This is a genomic window from Mesorhizobium sp. B283B1A, assembly GCF_020165735.1.
Classification (GTDB): domain Bacteria; phylum Pseudomonadota; class Alphaproteobacteria; order Rhizobiales; family Rhizobiaceae; genus Mesorhizobium; species Mesorhizobium opportunistum.
In genome coordinates this window covers 1-14,942 of sequence record NZ_JAIUIQ010000035.1, presented here as the reverse complement: position 1 = coordinate 14,942, position 14,942 = coordinate 1, and the positions used below count along the sequence as shown (strand labels likewise).

Annotated in this window: 18 protein-coding genes and 1 tRNA gene; 8 read left to right on the top strand and 11 right to left on the bottom strand. The window is 63.3% G+C overall.

What is annotated here, in order from left to right; all coding sequences use genetic code 11:
* The first annotated feature begins 152 nt into the window (after window positions 1-152).
* The gene (locus tag LB577_RS24800; protein WP_224689307.1) at window positions 153-1,094 is read left to right on the top strand and encodes an LLM class flavin-dependent oxidoreductase; all 942 of its coding nucleotides are present in this window, start codon (window positions 153-155) and stop codon (window positions 1,092-1,094) included.
* A 109-nt stretch (window positions 1,095-1,203) separates the two neighbouring features.
* Here LB577_RS24800 and LB577_RS24795 read toward each other — a convergent pair whose 3' ends face one another.
* Complete coding sequence (locus LB577_RS24795; RefSeq protein ID WP_224689306.1) at window positions 1,204-1,878, bottom strand: cysteine hydrolase family protein; 675 nt, start codon at window positions 1,876-1,878, stop codon at window positions 1,204-1,206.
* A gap of 262 nt (window positions 1,879-2,140) precedes the next feature.
* Here LB577_RS24795 and LB577_RS24790 point away from each other — a divergent pair, with 262 nt between their 5' ends.
* Entirely contained in the window at window positions 2,141-2,932 is a 792-nt protein-coding gene (locus LB577_RS24790; RefSeq protein WP_224689305.1) for an ATP-binding cassette domain-containing protein, read from the top strand.
* On the opposite strand, the gene LB577_RS33545 is transcribed toward LB577_RS24790, so the two are convergent.
* Window positions 2,920-3,267 carry a hypothetical protein gene (locus LB577_RS33545; RefSeq protein ID WP_224689353.1) on the bottom strand — a complete coding sequence of 116 codons (348 nt, stop codon included), beginning with the start codon at window positions 3,265-3,267 and terminating at the stop codon, window positions 2,920-2,922. The genes LB577_RS24790 and LB577_RS33545 overlap by 13 nt on opposite strands.
* Between LB577_RS33545 and exbB the strand changes: the two genes are divergently transcribed.
* From exbB to LB577_RS24770, 3 genes are read left to right on the top strand one after another with little or no spacing between them, the layout of a single operon-like run.
* Entirely contained in the window at window positions 3,158-3,937 is a 780-nt protein-coding gene (gene exbB / locus LB577_RS24780; RefSeq protein ID WP_224689349.1) for a tonB-system energizer ExbB, read from the top strand. The genes LB577_RS33545 and exbB overlap by 110 nt on opposite strands.
* Window positions 3,938-3,949: 12 nt before the next feature.
* Window positions 3,950-4,414 carry a TonB system transport protein ExbD gene (exbD, locus tag LB577_RS24775; RefSeq protein WP_224689304.1) on the top strand — a complete coding sequence of 155 codons (465 nt, stop codon included), beginning with the start codon at window positions 3,950-3,952 and terminating at the stop codon, window positions 4,412-4,414.
* Window positions 4,411-5,340, top strand: a complete 930-nt coding sequence (locus LB577_RS24770; RefSeq protein ID WP_224689303.1) for a TonB family protein — start codon at window positions 4,411-4,413, stop codon at window positions 5,338-5,340. Before exbD ends, LB577_RS24770 begins: the two co-directional genes overlap by 4 nt.
* Window positions 5,341-5,407: 67 nt before the next feature.
* Here the strand turns inward: LB577_RS24770 and LB577_RS24765 are convergent, their stop codons facing one another.
* From LB577_RS24765 to LB577_RS24740, 6 genes are all read right to left on the bottom strand, one after another.
* Window positions 5,408-5,731 (bottom strand): hypothetical protein, encoded by a 324-nt coding sequence (locus LB577_RS24765; protein ID WP_023765987.1) that lies wholly within the window; start codon window positions 5,729-5,731, stop codon window positions 5,408-5,410.
* A 189-nt stretch (window positions 5,732-5,920) separates the two neighbouring features.
* Window positions 5,921-6,172, bottom strand: coding sequence for a hypothetical protein (locus LB577_RS24760; RefSeq protein WP_023765988.1), 252 nt, complete (start codon window positions 6,170-6,172; stop codon window positions 5,921-5,923).
* 26 nt (window positions 6,173-6,198) lie between these two features.
* Window positions 6,199-7,161 (bottom strand): SagB/ThcOx family dehydrogenase, encoded by a 963-nt coding sequence (locus tag LB577_RS24755; RefSeq protein WP_224689302.1) that lies wholly within the window; start codon window positions 7,159-7,161, stop codon window positions 6,199-6,201.
* A gap of 505 nt (window positions 7,162-7,666) precedes the next feature.
* Complete coding sequence (locus LB577_RS24750; RefSeq protein WP_023765990.1) at window positions 7,667-8,437, bottom strand: helix-turn-helix domain-containing protein; 771 nt, start codon at window positions 8,435-8,437, stop codon at window positions 7,667-7,669.
* Window positions 8,438-8,765: 328 nt separating this feature from the next.
* Window positions 8,766-8,841, bottom strand: a tRNA-Ala gene (locus LB577_RS24745).
* Window positions 8,842-9,057: 216 nt separating this feature from the next.
* Complete coding sequence (locus LB577_RS24740) at window positions 9,058-9,477, bottom strand: hypothetical protein (protein ID WP_224689301.1); 420 nt, start codon at window positions 9,475-9,477, stop codon at window positions 9,058-9,060.
* A 243-nt stretch (window positions 9,478-9,720) separates the two neighbouring features.
* Between LB577_RS24740 and LB577_RS24735 the strand changes: the two genes are divergently transcribed.
* Window positions 9,721-10,017, top strand: a complete 297-nt coding sequence (locus LB577_RS24735) for a YggT family protein (RefSeq protein WP_013892367.1) — start codon at window positions 9,721-9,723, stop codon at window positions 10,015-10,017.
* Between the two features lie 7 nt (window positions 10,018-10,024).
* A complete protein-coding gene (locus tag LB577_RS24730) occupies window positions 10,025-10,336 on the top strand; it encodes a DUF167 family protein (RefSeq protein WP_224689300.1) in 312 nt (103 codons plus the stop codon).
* Between the two features lie 108 nt (window positions 10,337-10,444).
* Here LB577_RS24730 and LB577_RS24725 read toward each other — a convergent pair whose 3' ends face one another.
* Genes LB577_RS24725 through LB577_RS24715 form a run of 3 tightly spaced genes read right to left on the bottom strand, consistent with a single transcriptional unit; the run spans window position 10,445 to window position 13,201 of the window.
* Window positions 10,445-11,326 carry a MurR/RpiR family transcriptional regulator gene (locus tag LB577_RS24725; RefSeq protein ID WP_224689299.1) on the bottom strand — a complete coding sequence of 294 codons (882 nt, stop codon included), beginning with the start codon at window positions 11,324-11,326 and terminating at the stop codon, window positions 10,445-10,447.
* 31 nt (window positions 11,327-11,357) lie between these two features.
* Complete coding sequence (locus LB577_RS24720) at window positions 11,358-12,428, bottom strand: ABC transporter ATP-binding protein (RefSeq protein WP_224689298.1); 1,071 nt, start codon at window positions 12,426-12,428, stop codon at window positions 11,358-11,360.
* 2 nt (window positions 12,429-12,430) lie between these two features.
* The gene (locus LB577_RS24715; RefSeq protein WP_224689297.1) at window positions 12,431-13,201 is read right to left on the bottom strand and encodes an SDR family NAD(P)-dependent oxidoreductase; all 771 of its coding nucleotides are present in this window, start codon (window positions 13,199-13,201) and stop codon (window positions 12,431-12,433) included.
* 184 nt (window positions 13,202-13,385) lie between these two features.
* Between LB577_RS24715 and LB577_RS24710 the strand changes: the two genes are divergently transcribed.
* A complete protein-coding gene (locus LB577_RS24710; RefSeq protein WP_224689296.1) occupies window positions 13,386-14,618 on the top strand; it encodes an ABC transporter substrate-binding protein in 1,233 nt (410 codons plus the stop codon).
* Window positions 14,619-14,942 lie beyond the last annotated feature (324 nt).

Genomic DNA, 14,942 nt, shown 5'->3' with positions numbered 1-14,942 from the left:
TTCAGGCTGGCCCCGAGACATTAGACTGACGGGGCTAGTTGCCCCATATTTTCAGGCAATCGGAGTTGAATGAACCGGATTCCCGGCGCGCTTGCGCGCGGCGGGGATTCGAACTTCACCGCATCCATGATTCCAGAGATGGAGGAGATGAAATGCCGATCGAATTCACGCATGTACCCGGCAAGACCGCCGATACCACGGCGCCCTTCTTCTATGATTTCGCCGAGACGGCGACCAAGCTCGGGCTGATCGAGGATAGCGGCTTCCGCAAGATCGTCGTCGACGATTCGGCAGGGCTGCTGACCAATATGGATCTCGCTTCCCAAGTGCTTAACCGCACCGCTTCGCTGGAAGTGGTGCTCACCCACTGGGCCGGCGTGATCGAACCGACGGTGGCGGCCCGCCAGCTGGCGTCGATCGACAGTGAAAGCGGCGGACGGCTGGCGCTCAGGATGATCAGCGAGCCGTTGAACGATGACGATGCCGAGACACGGCCGGTCGAACATGGCGTCGTCTGGCAGCGCATCGACGAATATCTGGTGCTCTTGAAGCGGCTGTGGTCGAACGACCGGCCCTTCGACCATGAAGGCGCGTTCTACAGCATCAAGGACGGCTATGTGCCGCGCAAGGGTCCTCACGGCGCCGACCTCGTCATCCGCGTGGGCGGACAATCCGGAACGGCGCTCAAGGTGGCCGGCCGGCATGCCGATGTCTTCGAACTGGCGCCGGGCTCGATCGATGAAATCAGGCAATTGATGGAGCGGGCGCGTGGCGCTGCCGCCGAACATGGCCGCGCCGGCAAGCTGCGCTTCGCGCTTCCGGTCCGGATTCACCGGGGTGCGTCCGCCACGGGGCACAAGGCGGTCGACCTGTCCGGGCCGCCGGCTCAGGTCGCGCTGTCGCTGCTTGCCTATGCGGCTCTCGGGATCGATGAGTTCATGATCGTCGGCGTGGACACGCCGCGGGAGATCGCGACGGTCGGCCGGGAAACGCTCGCCTTGCTGCGCAATTCACTGGCGCGTCGCGAAGATGACGCCTTCCGACCCGGGACGTACGCGTCTCGCAGTGGTCCGGAGACCCGTGCCGCGGGGTGAAACATCCTGTGGAATCAAAGCCATTCCGCAGCGTCGCGATCCTTCACACCCCCCTCTGACCGGCAGGCCAGAGGGGGGTGCTGTCCCGCAGGCATCGATCTTAAATGCTCTAACTTACCTTGCTGGATAATTGCGACAGGCCGTCGATGATAGCGGCTGAATCCGCCAGCGCGCCGAAGACGCCGTCCTCGACCGTTACCATGTGAAGCGCCGCCTCGTGCGCTTGCCGGTCACCACTGGCGCAGGCGTCCGAGATCGTCAGGCACTGAAAATTGCGGTCGCAGGCCTCGCGCAGCGTGGTGTGGACGCAGACATCGGTCGTGCATCCGGAAAACATCAGATGCGTGATGCCTTGCGCGCGCAGCACGAGCTCGAAATCCGTGTAGGTGAAGGCACCGTTGCAGGTCTTGTCGACGATGATGTCGTCAGGCGCGACATCGATCTCCGGAACGATCTGGAACCCCGCGCCCGAGCGCAGCAGGATGTCGGTGCCATCGAGACCGGAGCGCTTGCGGCGCCATTTCTCGTAAGGCGTCATGTCGGCCATATCGGCGCGGTATCCTTGCCTGGTGTGGATGATGGTGACGCCGGCTCTGCGCGCGGCTGATATCAGCCGGTTCACGGTCGGCAGGATCGCCCGCAGCGGTGAGGGGTCATATCCCTGCTTGGCGAAATAGCCCGTCGTCGACAGGAAATCCTGCTGCAGGTCGATGACGACGAGCGCGGTGTTTTCGGCGACGAGCATGCCGTCATAGGGGAAGTCGAAGGGCGTTGCCTTGATCATCGGTGGCTCCCTGTTTTCGACCAACCATAATGGTTCAATGCGCCGACACCAGACGCTGGGCTTCATTGCGCGTGTTTGCGCCTCTCCCGCTTGGCCCGCGTCCGCCGATCAGAATCTGGTCGCGATATCGGCTGTCACGACGAATTGTTGACCGTTGCAGTCATCTTCAATGTTGACTATTAAGGTCATGTTTCATAGTCAACCGGGCACCTACCTGCCGGGCCAGAAATTGGAAGTCCGGCGGCCGCACTGGAGAAGAGCCATGAGCGTGGCTGGAGCCGAGACTGCCTTTCAAATCGACGCGGTGCGTTTTGCCGTCGGCGAGCGGACGTTGCTCGGCCCGGTTTCGCTCGAATTGCAGCGCTCGCGCGTCTATGGGCTGATCGGCCACAACGGCTCGGGCAAATCGACGCTCATCAAGCTTCTGGCACGCCAGCAGCCGGCAAGTTCCGGCGCCATCACCTTCGCCAAACGGCCGCTGCCGCAATGGGGTGCGCGTGAGTTCGCTCGTGCGCTTGCCTACCTGCCGCAGACGACGCCGGCGGCGACCGGCCTCACCGTGCGCGAGCTGGCGACGCTGGGGCGCTATCCCTGGCATGGCGCGCTCGGCCGCTTCGGTTCCGAGGACAGGCGACATGTCGAGGAAGCGCTCGGCCTGACCGACATGGACGGTTTCGCCGACCGGCTGGTGGATGAATTGTCGGGCGGCGAGCGCCAGCGCGCCTGGCTTGCCATGCTGGTGGCGCAGAATGCCGGCGTCATGCTGCTCGACGAGCCGATCTCGGCGCTCGACATCGCCCATCAGGTCGAGGTGCTGGGGCTGGTCAGGGATCTCAGCCGCAAGCGCGATCTCTGCGTCGTCGTGGTGCTGCACGATCCCAACATGGCGGCGCGCTATTGCGACGATCTGATCGCCATGAAGGACGGCAAGCTGCTGGCGCGCGGCACCCCCGGCGAAATCATGCGGGGCGACGTGCTGAAAGGCATTTTTGGCGTGGAGATGGGCGTGTTCGCGCACCCCGTCACCGGCCAACCCGTCGGCTACGTGCAGTAGGCTGAGGGGGCGGGAAACAGGAAGCGGCTCGCCGCTGTGAAAACAAGGAAGAAGCTCTTGTCGAGAAATGGTTTGTTGGCGGCGTTGGTCGCAGTCATCCTGTCGGCTGCCAGTGCAGCGGCCCAGGAGCAACCGGCCGGCACCGCCCCCACTGTCGAGGCGCCTGCTGCCGCAGCACCCGTTGCACCAGCCGCGCCCGCCTCACCGGCTGCCGCACCGGCCATGATGGCACCCGCGCAACAGCAGCCAGCTGGCGCGCCGAGTGCGACAGCCGGATCTTCGGCGGCAATGGAGTTGACCTTGCCGCACGACCTGTCGCCATGGGGCATGTTCATGGCCGCCGACATTATCGTGAAAGCGGTGATGATCGGACTGGCCTTCGCGTCCTTCGTCACCTGGACGATATGGCTGGCGAAATCGCTGGAAATTCTTGGCGGCAAGCTGCGCATCAGCCGCGCCGTCCGCGCGATCGGCGATGCCGCCACCTTGAAGCAGGCGAGCCGCGCGCTCGATCGCAGCGGCGGTCCCGGCGCACTCCTGGTGCGGGCGGCGGAGGAAGAGACCGCGCTCTCGGCCGGCGCGCTCGACCATGTCTCGGGCGACGGGCTGAAGGAGCGGGTCACCTCGCGCCTGTCGCGCATCGAGGCGGCGGCATCGCGGCGCATGTCGCGCGGTACCGGCTTGCTGGCGACGATCGGCTCGACCGCGCCTTTCGTCGGCCTGTTCGGGACCGTCTGGGGCATCATGAATGCCTTCATCGGCATATCGCAGGCGCAGACCACCAATCTCGCCGTGGTCGCACCCGGCATCGCCGAAGCGCTGCTGGCCACCGCGATGGGGCTCGTCGCGGCGATACCGGCGGTCGTCATCTACAATGTCTTCGCGCGCTCGATAGCCGGCTACCGGCAGATCCTGGCCGATGCGTCGGCGGGCGTTGAACGGCTGGTCAGCCGCGACCTGGATTTCCGCACTGTCGCGCCCGCGACGGGGATGGCGGCGGAGTAGCGGGAGCGTAGGATGGGAACCAGAATCCGCCAGACCATGGATGACGATCTCGAGGAAAGCCACGAGATCAACGTCACGCCGTTCATCGATGTCATCCTGGTGCTCCTGATCATCTTCATGGTCGCGGCACCGCTGGCGACGGTGGATGTCAATGTCGACCTGCCGGGATCGACTGCAACGCCCGCGCCACGGCCGGAAACGCCGCTGTTCCTGACGTTGATGGATGACCTGACGCTGGCGATCGGCAACGACACCGTGCCGCGCCCGGTCTTCGCCGCGACGCTGGACGGCAAGACCAAGGGCGACAAGCAGACGCGCATCTTCCTGCGCGCCGACAAGGCGGTCGCCTATGGCGACCTGATGGAAGCGATGAACCTGTTGCGCGGCGCCGGTTATCTGAAGATCGCGCTGGTCGGCCTTGAGGCGGTGCCCGCGGCCGATGCTCCGGCACCCGCCACCGGAGCGGCAGCGCCATGACACAAGCGGCCGCCATGCCAACGGCTGAGCTGTCGCGCCTTGGTTGGCGCGACCTTGGCTTGTGGGCAGGCGCAGCCGCGCTGGTGCTCGGCGCTCATGTCGCGGTCGCCTATGCGGTGCAGAGCTTCAGTCCGATCGAGCCGGATGGCGGGCCGCCGCCGGCGCTGATGATAGAGATGTCGCCGATGGTGATCACGCCTGCGGAACAGGCCGCGATGCTGGATGCGGCGGTACCCGACCAGGCCGAGCCGGTCGAGGAGACCAAAGCCGAGCCCGAGAAAGTGGTAGAGCGGCCGCAGCCGACCGAGCAGGCGGAAACGGCGCCTCCCGACGAGATCGAGCCGACAGAGACAAGCGAAGCGGAACCAGTCGACCAGCCGCCGTTGGGAGAGGTCGTTCCCGACGTCGTCGAGACGGTCGCGCCGGAGGTCGTCGTTCCGCTGCCGCAGCCAAAGCCGCTCGAGCAGCCCAAGGAAAAGAAACCGGTCTCAGTCAAAGCGAAAAAGCCGGTCGAAAAGCCCAAGCCACGGCCAAGGAAGGAAAAGGCGGAGCCGGCAAGGACGGTGGCCGCCGCAAGCGCGAACAGCAGGCCGGCGGCCAAGGCAGCCGCGCCGAAGTCGTCGGCCGGGTTTTCAGGTATCAGCCCGGCCAAGTGGGAGTCGCGGCTGAAGGCATGGATCAATCGGCACAAGCGCTATCCGAGCGCCGCGAAATCCAGGGGCGCGCAAGGCAATACCAACGTAGCCTTCACGGTGGACGGATCCGGGCGGGTGATATCGGCACGTGTCGTGCGCTCATCCGGCGACGCCGAACTCGATCGGGCCGCGCTTGCCGTACTGCAGGGGGCCACCGTTCCGGCGCCACCACCGGAACTCGGCTCGCGCGTCAGCCGCACGGCGCCTTTCGTGTTCAGTCTTCGGAACTGAAGCAATCCGGGAACTGAAGCAATTCCGGGAAACTGATGCAATTCCGGGAAAAACCGGAGCCGGCTCTCTACCGAAGGCTCATCGACCGGCACAGCGCTTCGACCTGCTCCAGGTAGAAGCGGCATTTCGTGCGCAGGGTCGCGAGGTTCGGATCGCCGGGACCATTGATCTCGACGGTCTGCATCATGAAGTCGAAATGGGCATGGAAAGCATCCGCCGCGCCCCAGAGGCTGTCGGCTTGCCAGGTGTCGGCCACTGCCATGGAAATCAGTTGACGGGCTTCGCCGCGCGCGGCATCCGGCGATGCCGGCCGACTGGAGATCAGGGCATGGAGCCGGCCGAAGACGCTTTCGCTGGCGTCGGCGGCCCTGATGGCGGCGATCATGTTCATTTGCGGGTCCCCTCAATTGTCTGTTGGCAATCTCGGCCTCGGCCTGCTCGAACCAGTAGACCATTCCGGCATGGTCAAGGTCGGCGGCGGCCGTCTCAGGAGCGGCAGCAGGCCTTGTAGCGCACAAAGTGTCTCCCACCGGTTCGGCGACGAGCCCGCCGGTGCGCACAGGGCTGGCGAGTGCATCCGCTACGCTCTCCTTGGCTGCGCGTGGTTTTCCTTTGCACGCGGCGTGGGATGCATCGGGTTGCCGCTGAGTTGCGCATGCCTCGCCGGTCGCGCGCCGCGCAGGACATCGAAGGCCTCGGCATAGGCCATGCCGAGCAGATAAGAGATCATGGGAAAACGGCTTGCTTCGGCCATCTGCACCAGCTCATTGGTCATCGACGCGATATATTGAAGGCTATCGATCTCCGACTGACGTAGGGACTGATTTGCCACGTAGTGCTCCTGTCATATTGAGGCGGCTAATTAATTGACCGACCCGCCGAATGCGGGCCTGGTTCCGGGGTCGAGAGGGTCAAGGCATAGATCGGTGCGTCGGTGAGGCGATCGAGGCCGAGAAGACGCTTGATCGCCGTATGGCTGAGCGCGGCCGTGGGGCAGGCCGACAAACCGTGCCTGGTTGCCGCCAACATCATGTTCTGGCCGATATGGCCGGCTTCGATCAGCACGACGCGATAGGCGTTGGCATCCTCATATTTCCACATGGTGCGGTCGAGGCTGGCGCAAAGCAGGATGAGGCAAGGCATGGCATCCGCCCATTCCTGCCCGCCGACCAGTTCGGAGATCTTCGGCAGATGATTGGCCGAGATCCTGCCGAGATCGTGATCAGCGGCGGAATAGTGGTAGACGCCAGGCTCCAGGCCCTCGACGCCCAGTGCGACCACGTAGGCTTCATAGGGGTTTCGCGCGCCGCCAGAAGGGGTCATCCCCAGTGGCAGGGCGCCAACGCAATTGCTGGTTTCGCCGGTGATGCCCATGCCTGCGAACAGGCAGTCGGAAAGCTGTTTTGCAGTGATGGTGGGCGCGGCCGCCGTGCGATTGGTGCGGCGCTGCGCCATCAAGGCCAGGAGTTCATTGTCATCCAGCGCGCTCGGCAGCGCAATGGCGCCCGCGGCGTTCTTGAGCAGGAGATCGGGCTGCGCGACGTGACCGGCGCGTTCGATCTGCCGAGCCTCGGCCTGTTCGATGGTCATGAACTCCGAGTCCTGGACGCAGAAATGCATCAGCGCGGTCGGGAGCCCCCAGTTCCATTGCCCGGAGAACTGTGTCTCCTGCTCGGCCAGCGGCGAGCCGGCGGGGACCAAGGCGGAAAAATCAAGCAGTTGCGGGACGACGGCATTCAGCTCGGCCTTCGACCATCCGTGGGCACGCGCGATCTCCGCCGTGGAGGCCCATTCGTCCCAGGACGCGAGGAGGCCGATCACCTCGGGGCTGCATTCGAAGACACTTCTGGTTAGGAAATTGCAGGCCGTGACCTTGTTCGTCCCGGGGTAGAAGACAAGCGTTTTTGAAGAGCGCATTTTCATGATGCTGAATGCCGTTTGTGGAAGCGAGGCACTTTGTGAAAGCAAGGCACCGACAGGCCGACGGCCTGTCGGACACCGAGCGACTTCAGCGCTTGTTGTAGTGCATGCCCTGCGAGAAGAAGACCGTTTGCGTGCCTGCGGCGACCGTCAGCTTCGGGGCATTGTTCACTTTCTTGGCCATTTTCGTCCCTTTCCCGACCCCAATGGGATCTGATGAGAGATCCCCCACAACGGGATCCGCGAGAAGAAAGGTAAGGTCGAAAGAGTTAACAGTTTGTTAAAATTATAGTAAAGCTAATGTTGTCTGAAATATCTTTCTTGCTCGTAAAGTCTAAAAAATCGATTTTTCTCGGATATGGAGTAGCCTGTCGGCAACATACGCTTTTTCGGGGTATCCTTATTCTTATTTAGCGTAACCGGGAGACTGGTCTTGCCAGTCGCGGGCAAGGCTGACGACCAGCTGATCGATGGCCGGATCGTCAAACCCGACGACATGCGCCATGCGGATCGCATGCCGTGCCGGGATGCCGGACAAATCCTGCCGCATGATGACCGATACGAACGCCGGTCCGGCCTCGGTCAGGAGCATGGCCTTGCCGATCAGCACCGGTTCGGAGATGGGAGCCCATTGCACGGAGATCAGCGACGGTTCGCCGGTCTGGCGGCGGTTGACGCCGCTGAAATAGATCCAGTTCAGGCGCGAGATGGCCACGCCATAGTGGTTGCCGCGCGCCCGCGCCCAAGTCGAGCCACGGCGCTCCGACCATCCGGTGACCCTGCGGAACGTGACCAGTTCGGCCTCGCGGCGTACGAAGGTCACCGACCGCATCAACAGATCGGGACGGGCCGGAATCGAAAAATAGGTGAAATAGGTGCCTCCCGCGATCGATGGGGCGGGCGGGCGGATCATCTGTTTGAACAGGATTTCGGAAATCGGCGGCAGGCCGGCTACCGTGGGTTCGGGCGTACCCGGATCCCGGTACAGTTCGGGTTCGTTGATGCGGAAGTAGTCGCAAATCAGCTTGGCAGTGGCCTTGTTCGGAACGGTCTGCCCCTGCAGGTAACGTTCGAACTGTGTGCGGTTGATACCTAACTCACGGCATACCGCGCTAACGGAGGCATGATCCTTGCAGAGCCGTCTGAGATTTGCAGCGAGATTCTCGCGAATGGACACGTCTTTGCTTTCGCAGGCGAATTCTTCATTTCGATTCGGATTCCATATAGCGTCTTCGGGTCGCCACCACCGAAACGCCTTCTCACAACACACAGAAAAAACTGATTTGAAAACGTCAGTCTAATGGGGCGGCTTGCAAAAAAAATAGCGCCGATCCCGCAGCGGCCATCGCCATAAGTCCAATTGACAATCGTCTTGCCTTGGAAACCGCGGCAAATTGCCCATGGCCTTTTTTGGGGGCATCGGCGCCGAGGCGCCGCATCGCGATACATGGGATGCTGCTGGCGCCTTGGTGGCGCAGCAAAAGGGGGAAAACCGATTATTCCGCTGGTGGAGCTGAGGAGGATCGAACTCCTGACCTCGTCATTGCGAACGACGCGCTCTCCCAGCTGAGCTACAGCCCCGTCCAACGGATGGCGCATTTATCGGGCGTGGCGGTTTTCTGTCAAGGCGGCGTTTTGCCGAAATTACCGGCCGCTCGACGTCAGGTCGCCGCCGGTGGAACGCCGCCTTGCTGGTTTCGCGTATTCGCCCATTCGTCGGCGCGCAACAAGCGGCCATCCGCCGCTTCCTGCCTCACCTCGGCGGCGGATGAAGGAGAAGCCACTTGGCGCCGCCGGTCACTTGACGGAAAAATCGACCGTTTCCTTCACAGTGCCGTCGACAGCGATCTGTACCTGATAGGTACCGACCGGCCAGCCGGCATCCGGCTTGGTCATCGAGGAGTCGACGTGGTTGTCGATCGTGCCGATTTCGAAGTTGACTTCGTCGATCTTGTAGTTCGCCGGCGCAACACCGCCGGAATCGACCGAAATCCAGCTCACGGTGAGCTTCGATCCCGAAGCCACCTCGTCCGTCAGGTCGGCGGAGAGGAAAATCTTCGCCGTGTCCGGTGAAAATGTCGCCTGCGTCTGCTCCGCATGCTCGGTGGCCGACAGCACGATGTTTTGGAATCCTTCGGCCTGGGCCGGCAAGGCGAATGCCCCAACCGCCACCAAGGCGGCTGTTCCCAACCCCATAACCATCGACCGAATGCGCATGCATTTTCCTTTGAAACAAACCGGGGTCTGGGCCGACTCACGTCGCGCGTGCCCGCGGCCGTTTGTAGAATTCGAGGACCGGGTTTGTCCATGAAGCCTCGGTGCCGTGACCGGACCATTTTTGACACACCGGCATCGAGCCGAGCGAAAAACGGTTATGGTTCGGCATTGGCGCCCACGCAAAGCCAGCCCTTGCCCGTATCGCATGCAATGGCTACATGTCGGCAACAATTGGAGACCGGCATGCTCGCCCTCATTCAAACAATCGTCATGGCGCTCGACCTCTACTGGTGGGTCATCATCGCCTCGGCGATCTTTTCCTGGCTCTACGCCTTCAACGTCGTCAACTCACGCAACCAGTTCGTCGGCAGCATCGGCAACATGCTCTACCGGCTGACCGAGCCGGCGCTGCGGCCGATCCGCCGCTTCATGCCGGACCTTGGCGGCATCGACATCTCGCCGATCATCCTGCTGTTGATCCTGTTCTTCCTCAGGCAGTTCATCCTCACCACGGTGGCGCCGCTGCTGCTGGGCGCCTGACGACCGCATGAGCGCGCCGTTCCGCATTCGCGACAACGGCATCGATCTGTTCGTGCGGCTGACGCCGAAATCTTCCGTGGACAGGCTCGAAGGCGTCGAAACGGCGGCGGACGGGCGAAGCCACGTGAAGGCGCGGGTCCGCGCCGTGCCGGAAAACGGCGCCGCCAATCAAGCGCTGGAAAGACTGGCCGCCAAGACGCTGGGCGTGCCTGTTTCGGCCGTTTCGGTTGTCGCTGGCGGTACGGCCAGGCTGAAGACGCTGCGGATCTCAGGCGATCCCGAGGCGCTGTCACGGAGCATTGAAGCGCTCGGCGGCTGATCCAGGATCCACCGCTTGCGCGGCATGGAGACCCTTGATCTGTCTGCGGGACAGCGCCCCCTCTGTCCTACCGGACATTCCCCCACGACGGAGGAGATCGGCAGGCTCTCAATCGCCGAGCGGCAAACGCGGGTCGTCGACCTTCAGCGTGTTCACGCTCTGCTTGATGCGGCGCAAATTCTCCAGCACCTTCGGGCCGCGCGTCTCGGCTACCGACGTCACGATCATGTCGACGATCGCCAGCAGCGCATAGCGCGACGATGTCGGCTTGTAGATGTTGCCGTCCTCGAGCGGCTGCAGATGGATGACCGTGTCGGCGACCTTGGCCAGGGCAGACTCCGGCGCGGTGATGGCGATGGTGGAGGCGCCATATTGCTGGGCGACCTGTACCGCTTCGATGACCGAACGCGCATAGCCTGAGACGGAAAAGGCGACCAGTGTGGTTTCGGGCGTGGCAACGGCGGCGTACATGCGCTGCAGCTGGCCGTCGATCTGCGCCAGCACCGGCAGGCCGAGCCGGAACAAGCGGTTCTGCATCTCGGTCGCCATCATCGAGGAGATGCCGCCGGAGCCGATACACAGAACGTTGCCCGACGTCGCAAGCCGCTCGGCGACGGCGACCAGCGTCGTCATGTCGAGGTTCTCGCTGGCGCGCTGGATGGCTGAGATCGCCGCTTCGGTGATGGCGGAGGCGATGCGCTGCTCGCGCGCGTCGCGGCTCAGCGGCTCGGGCGAAAGATACTGGCCGCCGATGGCGATGGCCTGCGCCAGGTAGAACTTGAAATCGCGCAGGCCCTCGCAGCCGAGATTGCGGCAGAAGCGGGTCACCGTCGGTTCGCTGACGCCGACGCGTCCGGCGATCTCCGAAATCGCCGCCTTGGAGGCGAAGTCGAGATCGGACAGTACCAGGCCGGCCAGCCGGCGGTCCGACTTGGTGCCGTCCTGCGATATCAGCTGCAGCCGCGTGATGATGTCGGCCGGCGTCTTCATGCGCGTGTATTCGTCATTGGCGCTTCCGTCGTCATCTCAGCGGCAGGCCCGTCGCGGTGTCGAACAGATGGATTTTGGCGGGATCGACCGAGACCGGCAGCAGATCGCCAGGCCTGACCGGCACCCTGTCGCGGAACACGGCACGCACCGCGTCGACACCAATGGAACCATAGACATGAGTCTCGGAGCCGGTCGGCTCGACGACATCCACCTTCAGCGCCATGGCGTCGGTCGTTTCACCGATGATGAAGTGCTCGGGCCGGATGCCGGCCTCGACCGCGCTGCCGGCCGGCAGCGGGTTGCCGGCAAGCGCAAGCCGGCCGCCGCCGATCGACTCGAACCAGGTCCTCTCAGGGGTCGTCTTGAGAGCCCCGGAGACAAAGCTCATCGACGGGGAGCCAAGGAAGCCGGCGACGAACTTGTTGGCCGGCCTGTCGTAGAGTTCGAGCGGCGCCCCGACCTGCTGGATCCGGCCGCGGTCCATCACGACGATGCGGTCGGCCATGGTCATGGCCTCGATCTGGTCGTGGGTGACGTAGACGATGGTCGATTTCAGCCGCTGGTGCAGCGCCTTGATCTCGACGCGCATCTGCACGCGCAACTGCGCATCGAGATTGGACAGCGGTTCGTCGAACAGGAACACCGACGGCTCGCGCACGATGGCGCGGCCCATGGCGACGCGCTGGCGCTGGCCGCCCGACAATTGCCGGGGGTAGCGGTCGAGATAGGAGAACAGGTTGAGGACGCCGGAGGCCTTCTTGACCTTGTCGTCGATGGCCGTGCGCGTCTCGCCGCGGATCTTCGGGCCAAAGCCAATGTTGTCGGAGGCCTTGAGATGCGGGAACAGCGCATAGGACTGGAACACCATGGCGATGTTGCGCTGCTGCGGCGGCAAATCGTTGGCACGCACGCCGCCGATCAAAAGGTCACCGGAGGTGATCGTCTCCAGGCCAGCCAGCATGCGCAGCAAGGTCGACTTGCCGCAGCCGGATGGGCCGACCAGCACCACGAACTCGCCGCCCTTGATATCGAGGCTTATGTTCTCGAGGATCTTGTGCTGGCCGAAGGATTTCGACAGGTCGCGAAACTCGACGTCGGTCATGGTCACGCTCCCAATATGTCGTCGATGAAGGGCAGGCAGCCGGCGGTCAGTCCGGCATCCACGGGCATCACCACGCCTGTTATGCCCGATGCGCGGTCCGAGGCAAGGAAGGCCACTGCTTCGGCCACTTCCGAAGCATTGACGATGCGGCCGAGCGGGTAGAGCCGCTGCAATTTGCCGAGGATCTCCGGATCCTTGGCAAGGCGATGGTCCCAGGCGGCGGTACGGATCGATCCCGGGCAGACGACATTGGCGCGCACGCCGCTGCGGCCAAGCTCGACCGCGATCGATTTGGCATAGGCGTTGATGCCGGCCTTGGCGGCGGCGTAGGCGGGATTGCCGAAATGCGCGATGGCGTTGACGGAGGAGATGAAGACGACATTGCCCGAACCGCGCGCGGCCATTGCCTTGGCAATGGGGTCGGCGAACATCATCACCCCGGTCAGGTTGAGGTCGAGTTCGTGCTCGATCTTGTCCGCCGTCAGCGCTTTCAGCGTTTCGGCACGTGTCCAGCCGGCATTGTTGATCAGGATGTCGGGCACGCCATCCTTGTCGAGCACGGCAGCAATGGCCTTCTCCACCGACGCCCGGTCGAGAAGGTTGAAAACATGGCGCGAGGCAAGGTTCAGGCTGGCCAGCGCCTCGTCGGACTGATCGCAGCCGACCACCCGCGCGCCCCGCTCGGCCAGCAGTGCGACGATCGCCGAGCCAAGGCCACCGCCGGCGCCCGTGACAACGACAGTGCGGCCTTCGAATTCGGCTTTCGAAACCACGGCGCTTGCTCCTCCCGCAGGTCAGGCAGATGTCGGCAGGCTAATGAAGGGAATGTAATTAAGCAACATATTAATCCGCTTGCATGCGGCCAATTCATCGATAATGTAGGAAAGTCACATAAATCTTGCGCCAGCGATCAGGCTCAAGGGGCGCATAGGCGCGGACAAAAATGGGAGAGATCAGATGAACGTTGCGAAATGGACTGTCGGCCTGATGGCCGGAATGAGCATGCTGGCCTTCGCGGCGCAGGCGAATGCGGGTGAAGTGCGGGTCACCGTCGCCGAATACAGCGCCAAGACCGGCCCCTATTTCGAGGAAGTGAAGAAGGAATTCGAGGCGAAGAATCCCGGCATCACCGTCAAGTTCGAGGTCGTGCCGTGGGATGTGCTGCTGCAGAAGCTGACCACCGACATCACCGCCGGCACAAACGCCGATCTGTCGATCATCGGCACGCGCTGGCTGATCGACTTCGTCCAGCAGGACGTCGCCGAGCCGCTCGATGGCTACATCACGCCCGAATTCAAGGACCGCTTCATCGACACGTTCCTGTCGCCCTCGATCATGAACGGCAAGACCTACGGCCTGCCGATCGCAGCCTCGGCGCGCGCCATGTATTACAACAAGGAACTGTTCGAGAAGGCCGGCATCGCCAAGCCGCCAGCAACCTGGACCGAGCTGCAGGACGACGCCCGCAAGATCAAGGCGCTGGGGACCGGCGCCTTCGGGTTCGGGCTGCAGGGCAAGGAGATCGAGACCGACGTCTATTACTACTACGCGATGTGGTCGCAAGGCACAGAGATACTCAACAAGGACGGCACGTCGGGCCTTGGCACGCCGGGCGCGCTCGAAGCCGCCAAGCTCTACAAGTCGATGATCGACGAGGGGCTGACGGAACCGGGCGTCACCTCCAACAACCGCGAGGACGTGCAGAACCTGTTCAAGCAAGGCAAGGTCGGCATGATGATCACCGCGCCCTTCCTGTCCAACCAGATCAAGGACGAGGCGCCGACGCTGAAATACGGCGTCGCCGCCATTCCGGCTGGTCCGACCGGCGCACGCGGCACCTATGGCGTCACCGATTCCATGATCATGTTCAAGAACTCCAAGAACAAGGACGAGGCCTGGAAGCTTATGGACTTCCTGTTCACCACGGAGCAGCGCGCCAAGTTCACGCAAGGCGAGGGCTTCCTGCCGGTGAACAAGGAAGAGGCCAAGATGGATTACTACGTCAACAACGCCGACCTGGCCGCCTTCACCGCGCTCCTGCCCGATGCCCGCTTCGCGCCGGTCATCCCGGGTTGGGAAGAAGTCGCCCAGATCACGTCGGACGCCATGCAGAAGATCTATCTCGGCGGCGACCCCGAGGCAGGCCTGAAGGACGCGGCGGCGAAGGCCAATGCAGTGTTGAAGAAGTAGGGGCAGTGCTGAAGAAGTAGAGGCAGTGCTGAAGAAATAGGGGCTGCTGAAGGAATAGGGCGTATCTCCCTGCGCCCGTGGCGCGCCCCAGACTCCGGCGGGGCGCGCCACTCAATCTTCAGCAGAAAAATCGTCTACGTCGGCGCCGCCCCAGCCAGGCTCCTTTCCTCTCCCTCCGGAGGGGGGAGGTGGCTCGGAGAAGCCGAGACGGAGTGGGGGAACCAGCTGCACTCCGTCACGGACATAGGAAGGGCACCAGGCACAAGCATCGTCTTGCCTTGCGCCCAGGGGTCGCCCCCCACTCCGTCGAGCTTCGCTCGACAC

Excerpts from the sequence above, each read along its gene's own strand:
- LB577_RS24800 (WP_224689307.1), top strand. The coding sequence starts at position 153 with ATGCCGATCGAATTCACGCATGTACCCGGCAAGACCGCCGATACCACG.
- LB577_RS24795 (WP_224689306.1), bottom strand. The coding sequence starts at position 1,878 with ATGATCAAGGCAACGCCCTTCGACTTCCCCTATGACGGCATGCTCGTC.
- LB577_RS24790 (WP_224689305.1), top strand. The coding sequence starts at position 2,141 with ATGAGCGTGGCTGGAGCCGAGACTGCCTTTCAAATCGACGCGGTGCGT.
- exbB (WP_224689349.1), top strand. The coding sequence starts at position 3,158 with ATGGCACCCGCGCAACAGCAGCCAGCTGGCGCGCCGAGTGCGACAGCC.
- LB577_RS33545 (WP_224689353.1), bottom strand. The coding sequence starts at position 3,267 with ATGAACATGCCCCATGGCGACAGGTCGTGCGGCAAGGTCAACTCCATT.
- exbD (WP_224689304.1), top strand. The coding sequence starts at position 3,950 with ATGGGAACCAGAATCCGCCAGACCATGGATGACGATCTCGAGGAAAGC.
- LB577_RS24770 (WP_224689303.1), top strand. The coding sequence starts at position 4,411 with ATGACACAAGCGGCCGCCATGCCAACGGCTGAGCTGTCGCGCCTTGGT.
- LB577_RS24765 (WP_023765987.1), bottom strand. The coding sequence starts at position 5,731 with ATGAACATGATCGCCGCCATCAGGGCCGCCGACGCCAGCGAAAGCGTC.
- LB577_RS24740 (WP_224689301.1), bottom strand. The coding sequence starts at position 9,477 with ATGCGCATTCGGTCGATGGTTATGGGGTTGGGAACAGCCGCCTTGGTG.
- LB577_RS24735 (WP_013892367.1), top strand. The coding sequence starts at position 9,721 with ATGCTCGCCCTCATTCAAACAATCGTCATGGCGCTCGACCTCTACTGG.
- LB577_RS24730 (WP_224689300.1), top strand. The coding sequence starts at position 10,025 with ATGAGCGCGCCGTTCCGCATTCGCGACAACGGCATCGATCTGTTCGTG.
- LB577_RS24725 (WP_224689299.1), bottom strand. The coding sequence starts at position 11,326 with ATGAAGACGCCGGCCGACATCATCACGCGGCTGCAGCTGATATCGCAG.
- LB577_RS24720 (WP_224689298.1), bottom strand. The coding sequence starts at position 12,428 with ATGACCGACGTCGAGTTTCGCGACCTGTCGAAATCCTTCGGCCAGCAC.
- LB577_RS24710 (WP_224689296.1), top strand. The coding sequence starts at position 13,386 with ATGAACGTTGCGAAATGGACTGTCGGCCTGATGGCCGGAATGAGCATG.